At 62.2% G+C, this 6,069-nt stretch carries 7 protein-coding genes; 3 read left to right on the forward strand and 4 right to left on the reverse strand.

All coding sequences use genetic code 11. The annotated features are described in order from the left end of the window. Nucleotides 1–90 precede the first annotated feature (90 nt). The 3 genes from accC to aroQ are packed head-to-tail and all read right to left on the reverse strand — an operon-like array spanning nucleotide 91 to nucleotide 2,356. Nucleotides 91–1,443 carry an acetyl-CoA carboxylase biotin carboxylase subunit gene (gene accC, locus AC1RQ9_RS18225; protein ID WP_193733196.1) on the reverse strand — a complete coding sequence of 451 codons (1,353 nt, stop codon included), beginning with the start codon at nucleotides 1,441–1,443 and terminating at the stop codon, nucleotides 91–93. Further along, nucleotides 1,443–1,904 carry an acetyl-CoA carboxylase biotin carboxyl carrier protein gene (gene accB / locus AC1RQ9_RS18230; protein ID WP_485988024.1) on the reverse strand — a complete coding sequence of 154 codons (462 nt, stop codon included), beginning with the start codon at nucleotides 1,902–1,904 and terminating at the stop codon, nucleotides 1,443–1,445. The genes accC and accB overlap by 1 nt, the downstream gene beginning before the upstream one ends. Further along, on the reverse strand, nucleotides 1,901–2,356 hold the full coding sequence (aroQ, locus tag AC1RQ9_RS18235) for a type II 3-dehydroquinate dehydratase (protein WP_010514708.1): 456 nt from the start codon (nucleotides 2,354–2,356) through the stop codon (nucleotides 1,901–1,903). The genes accB and aroQ overlap by 4 nt, the downstream gene beginning before the upstream one ends. Before the next feature lie 152 nt (nucleotides 2,357–2,508). Between aroQ and AC1RQ9_RS18240 the strand changes: the two genes are divergently transcribed. Continuing rightward, on the forward strand, nucleotides 2,509–3,051 hold the full coding sequence (locus tag AC1RQ9_RS18240; protein WP_485988026.1) for a septal ring lytic transglycosylase RlpA family protein: 543 nt from the start codon (nucleotides 2,509–2,511) through the stop codon (nucleotides 3,049–3,051). 10 nt (nucleotides 3,052–3,061) lie between these two features. Here AC1RQ9_RS18240 and AC1RQ9_RS18245 read toward each other — a convergent pair whose 3' ends face one another. Further along, a complete protein-coding gene (locus tag AC1RQ9_RS18245) occupies nucleotides 3,062–4,090 on the reverse strand; it encodes a YihY/virulence factor BrkB family protein (RefSeq protein WP_193733199.1) in 1,029 nt (342 codons plus the stop codon). A gap of 292 nt (nucleotides 4,091–4,382) precedes the next feature. Here AC1RQ9_RS18245 and AC1RQ9_RS18250 point away from each other — a divergent pair, with 292 nt between their 5' ends. Together AC1RQ9_RS18250 and AC1RQ9_RS18255 are read left to right on the forward strand one after the other, a co-directional pair. Further along, on the forward strand, nucleotides 4,383–5,513 hold the full coding sequence (locus AC1RQ9_RS18250) for a type III PLP-dependent enzyme (protein ID WP_485988028.1): 1,131 nt from the start codon (nucleotides 4,383–4,385) through the stop codon (nucleotides 5,511–5,513). A gap of 118 nt (nucleotides 5,514–5,631) precedes the next feature. Further along, nucleotides 5,632–6,030, forward strand: coding sequence for a copper resistance CopC family protein (locus AC1RQ9_RS18255; RefSeq protein WP_485988030.1), 399 nt, complete (start codon nucleotides 5,632–5,634; stop codon nucleotides 6,028–6,030). Nucleotides 6,031–6,069 lie beyond the last annotated feature (39 nt).

Consider the following 6,069-nt stretch of genomic DNA (forward strand, 5'->3'; position numbering starts at 1 on the left):
CGAAAAATTTCTATAAAAAAGGGACGATACCTTCATGGTACCGTCCCTTTTTTCATGGAATGTTCCACTGCTTTCGGCTTGTAGTCCGGTTCAGTTCTTTTCCTGCTGGCGGGCTACGAAGTTTTCCAGCCAGTGGATGGTGTAATCACCCTTGCGGAACTGGGGATCTTCCAGAATCTTGCGGTGCAGCGGGATGACCGTCTTGACCCCCTCGATCACGAATTCATCCAGCGCGCGCCGCATGCGCTCGATGGCCTCAAGTCGCGTGGGAGCGCGCACGATCAGCTTGGCGATCATGCTGTCGTAATAAGGCGGCACGCGGTAGCCCGCATAAAGCGCACTGTCGATTCGCACCCCCAGCCCCCCGGGCGGGTGATAGACGGTGATCGTGCCCGGCGTGGGCATGAAGGTCTGCGGGTCTTCCGCATTGATGCGGCATTCGATCGCATGACCGGAGAACTTGATGTCCGACTGGCTGTAGCCGATCGGCTCCCCCGCCGCGATGCGGATCTGCTCACGCACCAGATCCACGTCGCACACCATTTCCGTCACCGGATGTTCCACCTGCAGGCGGGTATTCATCTCGATGAAGCAGAACTGTCCGTCCTGGTACAGGAACTCCAGCGTGCCAGCGTTGCGGTAACCCAGCTTTGTCAGCGCGGATGTGGCGATCGCACCGATTTCGTCACGCTGCCTTGCTGTAAGCGCGGGTGATCCCGCTTCTTCCAGCAGTTTCTGGTGACGGCGCTGCAGCGAGCAGTCACGTTCGCCATAATGCACCACGTTGCCATGCGTGTCGGCCATGATCTGCAGTTCGATATGGCGCGGCTTGTCGAGGTATTTTTCCAGATACACCTCATCATTGCCAAAGGCGGCACGGGCTTCGGTGCGGGCGACGCTCCACGCTTCCTCAAGGTCGGCCTCGGTCGGGGCGACCTTCATGCCACGCCCGCCGCCGCCAGCGGCAGCCTTGATCAGCACGGGATAGCCGACCCTTGCCGCCACTTCACGCGCCTGTTCAAGGTTTTCCAGTGCGCCGTCGGATCCGGGGACCAGCGGCACGCCCAGCGCCATCATGGTGGTCTTGGCGGTGATCTTGTCACCCATCATGCGGATATGTTCCGCCGTCGGCCCGATGAAGGTGATGCCGTGAGCTTCCACCGTTTCCGCGAAATCGGCATTTTCCGACAGGAAGCCGTAACCGGGATGGATCGCGTCCGCCCCGGTAATGGTGGCCGCCGACAGGATGGCCGCGACATTGAGGTACGAGTCGCGGCTTGCGGGCGGCCCGATGCACACGGCTTCATCCGCCAGGCGGACATACATGGCATCGGTGTCGGCCGTGGAATGCACGGCAACCGTCCGGATACCCAGTTCGCGACAGGCCCGCAGGATACGCAGGGCGATCTCGCCACGATTGGCAATGAGGATCTTGGAAAACATTACTCTATGATGACCAGCGCTTCGCCAAATTCGACCGGGTCGCCCGACTGCACCAGAACCTTGCTCAGGGTGCCCGCGCGGGGGGCCTTGATCTGGTTGAAGGTCTTCATCGCCTCGATCAGCAGCAGCGTCTGGCCCGCGCTGACCTGCTGGCCTTCGGTGACGAACGGCGGGGAAGACGGGTCGGGCGCCAGATACGCGACACCCACCATCGGGCTGGTCACGGCGCCGGGGTGCTTGGACGGGTCCGTGGCCGCAGGGGCCACGGCGGTCACGGGCGCCACGGGAACGGGCGCGGCCACAGGCGCCGGGGCCGGCACGGCATGGGCGACCGGTGCTGCCGCGCGGACAACACGGATGCGGTTGTCCTTTTCCGCGATCTCGATTTCGGTCAGGCCGGTATCGGTCAGAATTTCAGCCAATGCCCGAATGGCATCCGCATCCACGAGCAGTCGGCTCATTGATCGTCCTCGTCCAGAATCATGTCTGTCATGGCCTGAAGCGCCAGGGCATACCCGCGTACGCCAAGCCCGCATATGACGCCAATGGCGGCGCGGGAGACGTAGGAGTGATGACGGAAGGCTTCACGGCGGTGAATATTGGAAATGTGCACCTCGATCACAGGCAGATCAACGGCAAGCAGCGCATCAAGGATTGCGACCGAGGTATGGGAATAGGCCGCCGGGTTGATGATGATGCCGCGTGCGCGGCCCCGGCATTCCTGTATCCATGAAACAAGTTCCCCCTCCCCATTTGTCTGGCGGAAGTCGATGGCCACATCCAGGCGTTCGGCGGCCTGGACACAGACCTGTTCCACGTCATCAAGCGTGGCATGACCATAGACCTCGGGCTGCCTTAGCCCGAGCATGTTCAGGTTGGGGCCGTTCAGCACGGCAATGAGAGGGCGCTCCATGATGCACGCGCCTAGCACGCCCGCCGCCCGGTTCCAAGTCCGATCATGTCACGCGTGCCGTGCAGGCGCCTGCTGGACCGGTCCATGACGGGGATCGGCGGACCGTGTCGCTATTGATATGATATCGGTGCGCCACATGATATGATGGGGTCATGACAGGATATCCCGATCACAGACGTGGCGGCACGCGCATGGGCCGCGACAGGGCGCGGTTTGCGTTCCCGGTGATCGTGGCGTGTTTCATGCTGGCGGCATCCGGTGGCATGCAGGTGGCGTGTGCCGCGGTAAGACACGGTGCGCCCGTGGGGCGGCATGGCGGCCGTGGTGGCATGCGGCGGCTGCCTGCCATGACGCGTGTGCCCACGCACTGGAGCCAGCATGGCCTGGCCAGTTGGTACGGCAGCGGCCGGCAACTTGGTCACGCCACTGCATCGGGGGAGATGTTTGATCCCGGCGCGCTGACCGCCGCCCACCGGCAATTGCCGTTTGGTACCCGGATTCTGGTGCATTCGCGCCGGACGGGACGTTCGGTGGTGGTCAGGGTCAATGATCGCGGACCCTATCATGGCGCCCGTATCATTGACCTGTCGCTTGAGGCCGCGCGCCAGCTTGGCATGCTGGGCATGGGGACGACGCAGGTCGATCTCAGGCCCTTGATGGATGATGAGGAAGAAGTGGCCAGCATGCCGCGCTGACCAGTCCGCCCTACAGGCTCTGGTGCTTGGTCCAGCCTTCCATGGTCTTTTCAGGGGCGCAGCGCAGTTTCATCTCGATTTCAAGCCCGGCGTTCAGTTCGGCCCCCAGCAGCACGACATAGGCCGAGACATAGAACCACATCATGATGGCGATGAACGCGCCCAGCGGCCCATAGGTGGCGCTGTAGCCCGCGATATGGCTGACATAATAGGAAAAGCCCGCCGATGAGAGCAGCCACAGCAGCGTCGCCCCCACCGATCCGGGCAGGATGCAGCGCCAGTATGTATGGGGCCGGTTGGGGCCGAAGCGGTACAGCAGCGAACACAGCGACAGCACGAACAGCAGCATGAGCAGTGGTCCCCCCATGCGTACCAGCAGTTCGACCGATCCGGGTGGCGGGGCAAGGGCCAGCCGCTGCGGCAGGTAATCCAGCAGGAACGGCAGCGCCACCATCAGGGCGAGTGTCAGGATCCCCCCGCAGATCGAACAGAACGTAAGTCCCATGCCCATGGCCTGGAAACGTACGAAGCTGCGCGTTTCGGGCGTGTTGTAGGCAACATTCATCGCCATGATCAGCGAACGCGTGGCAGCGGATGCCGACCACGTGGCGATGGTGGTCGATATGATCAGGTTGAGCGTCAGTGACGAATGCGATTCGGCCACCAGCAGGTGGATACGGTCCCCGATCATGTCATAGGCGGATGGCGGCAGCAGGTTGCGCAGCACCACCAGCTGCGGTTCCACCGTCTGTGGATCGAACAGCAGCCCGTAGAGGGAGATGAGCGTACTCATGGCGGGAAACAGGGACAGGGTGGCATAGAATGCGCATCCCGCCGCAGCCAGCGTGATCTGGTCGGATACGATGTTGCGGGCGACCTGTTGTGCCACCTTCTTGACCTGCCGCATGGAAAAATGCGGCAGGTGGGACGCAGGCGGCGGGATATCCGTCATATCGATTTCAGTGGATGAGGTACCAATCAAGGGGAACTGCGTGTCCTGTCTGCTGTCACGTGGACGGACCGGGTCGGGACCGGTCATGTGTATATTGCGCCACGATCATGTGACCTTAGACGAAAAACTGTCGGAAGGGATGATTTTTCTATTGCGTCGCGGGCGTATTGTCCTCATATGCGCTGCTTACGCAACAACGCACGTGCCACTGGCCCTCTGAGGTTACGCAACGACGTCAAGCGTTCTGGCAATCGGGCCACCACAGGGTGGGGGTCCTTAATTGGTCGCTGGTCCGTTAGACCGTTTCGCAACATCTGTCCGTTTGTGCAATTCCAGAATTGTATCCATCGGGCGGCAGTACAGAAGGGATTTGGGTGCGATGACTCCCAAAATCGCTCGTTATCTGGCTGAGCAGTCTCCTGCTACGCCTTGCCTTGTCGTTGACGTTGACCGGGTGGAAGAACGCTATCGCGCACTGCGCGACGCGCTGCCGCTGGCCCGGATCTATTACGCCGTCAAGGCCAATCCCGCCCGTGAGATCCTGACCCGCCTGGTGGGTCTGGGTTCGGCATTCGACGCGGCATCATGGGAAGAGATTTCCATGTGCCTTGATGCGGGTGCGCGTCCGGCCGACGTCTCCTTTGGCAACACTGTCAAGAAGGCGTCCAACATCGCCCGCGCCTTTGCCGCTGGCGTTGACATGTTCGCATTCGACTGCGCGGAAGAACTGGAAAAGCTGGCCCGCCATGCGCCGGGTTCGCGCGTATACTGTCGCCTGATCGTGGAAAACGAAGGCGCCGACTGGCCGCTGTCGCGCAAGTTCGGCACGACGCTGGACAATGCGCGTGACCTCATGCTGCGCGCCCGTGACCTGGGGCTGGACCCGTATGGCCTGTCCTTCCATGTCGGCAGCCAGCAGACGGCGACCGGCGCGTACGAAGCCGCCATCGCGCGCGTCGGCATGCTGTTCACGGACCTGAAGGCGGCGGGGCTGGACCTGCGCATGGTCAATCTGGGTGGCGGGTTCCCCATCCGGTACCGTGACGACGTGCCGGGCATCGACAGCTTCGCGCTGGCGATCAGCCACGCCATGACCGAGCATTTCGGCAATGACCTGCCGGAAATGATTGTCGAGCCGGGTCGTTTCATCGTTGGTGACGCGGGCGTGGTGTCATCCGAAGTGGTGCTGGTCAGCCGTCGTGGAATCGATGATGGCGTGCGCTGGGTCTATCTGGATATCGGGCGTTTCGGCGGTCTGGCCGAGACCGAGGGCGAGGCGATCCGTTATGGCATCCGCACCCCGCATGACGGGACGGCAACCGGCCCCGTTGCCATTGCGGGCCCGACCTGTGACGGCGCGGATATCATGTATGAAAAGACCCCCTATGCCCTGCCGCTGGGTCTGGAGTCGGGGGACCGGATCGAACTGCTGTCCACGGGAGCATATGTCTCGACCTACTGCTCGACCGGGTTCAACGGGCTGAAGCCGATCCAGGAACATTATATCTGATATGCCATGGCTCCCTTGGGGGGGGCAAAATACAGGGCGGCGGGACGAAGGTCTTGCCGCCCTTCGCATATCGGGGGAATACACACGGCAGTCCAACCATGCCGGAGGTATCGTTCCCGTGTCCTTTTTTCCAATGCTGCGCATGCTTGGCCTGTCCGCCATCCTGTCCGGCGCGGCAGTTGTGGCGCAGGCCAGCGCCACGCCAGCACTGGTGCATTCCGATCCCGCGCCGGGGCAGCGGGTTGCTGCGGGCAACGTGGCCATCAGGCTGTCATTCGATACAGTGATCGACCCGTTTCGCGCCCGTCTGCTGCTGCTTGGTCCCAGTGGGGTGCCGCAACTGCTGCCTGCATCGCCCAGTGATGATGAACAGCAGTCCATTGCGACCAGCATGGCATTGACGCCGGGCCATTATGTGCTGCACTGGCGCATGCGGGCGCGGACTGGCGACCCGGTGCAGGGGACGCTGCCGTTTGACGTTGGCACTACCCCCGCAGCACCCGTTACGGCCAGATAGGCGACCCGGTCTGAAGGATTTATAAATAAGGATAAAAGT

The organism is Komagataeibacter ossonobensis, assembly GCF_057359305.1.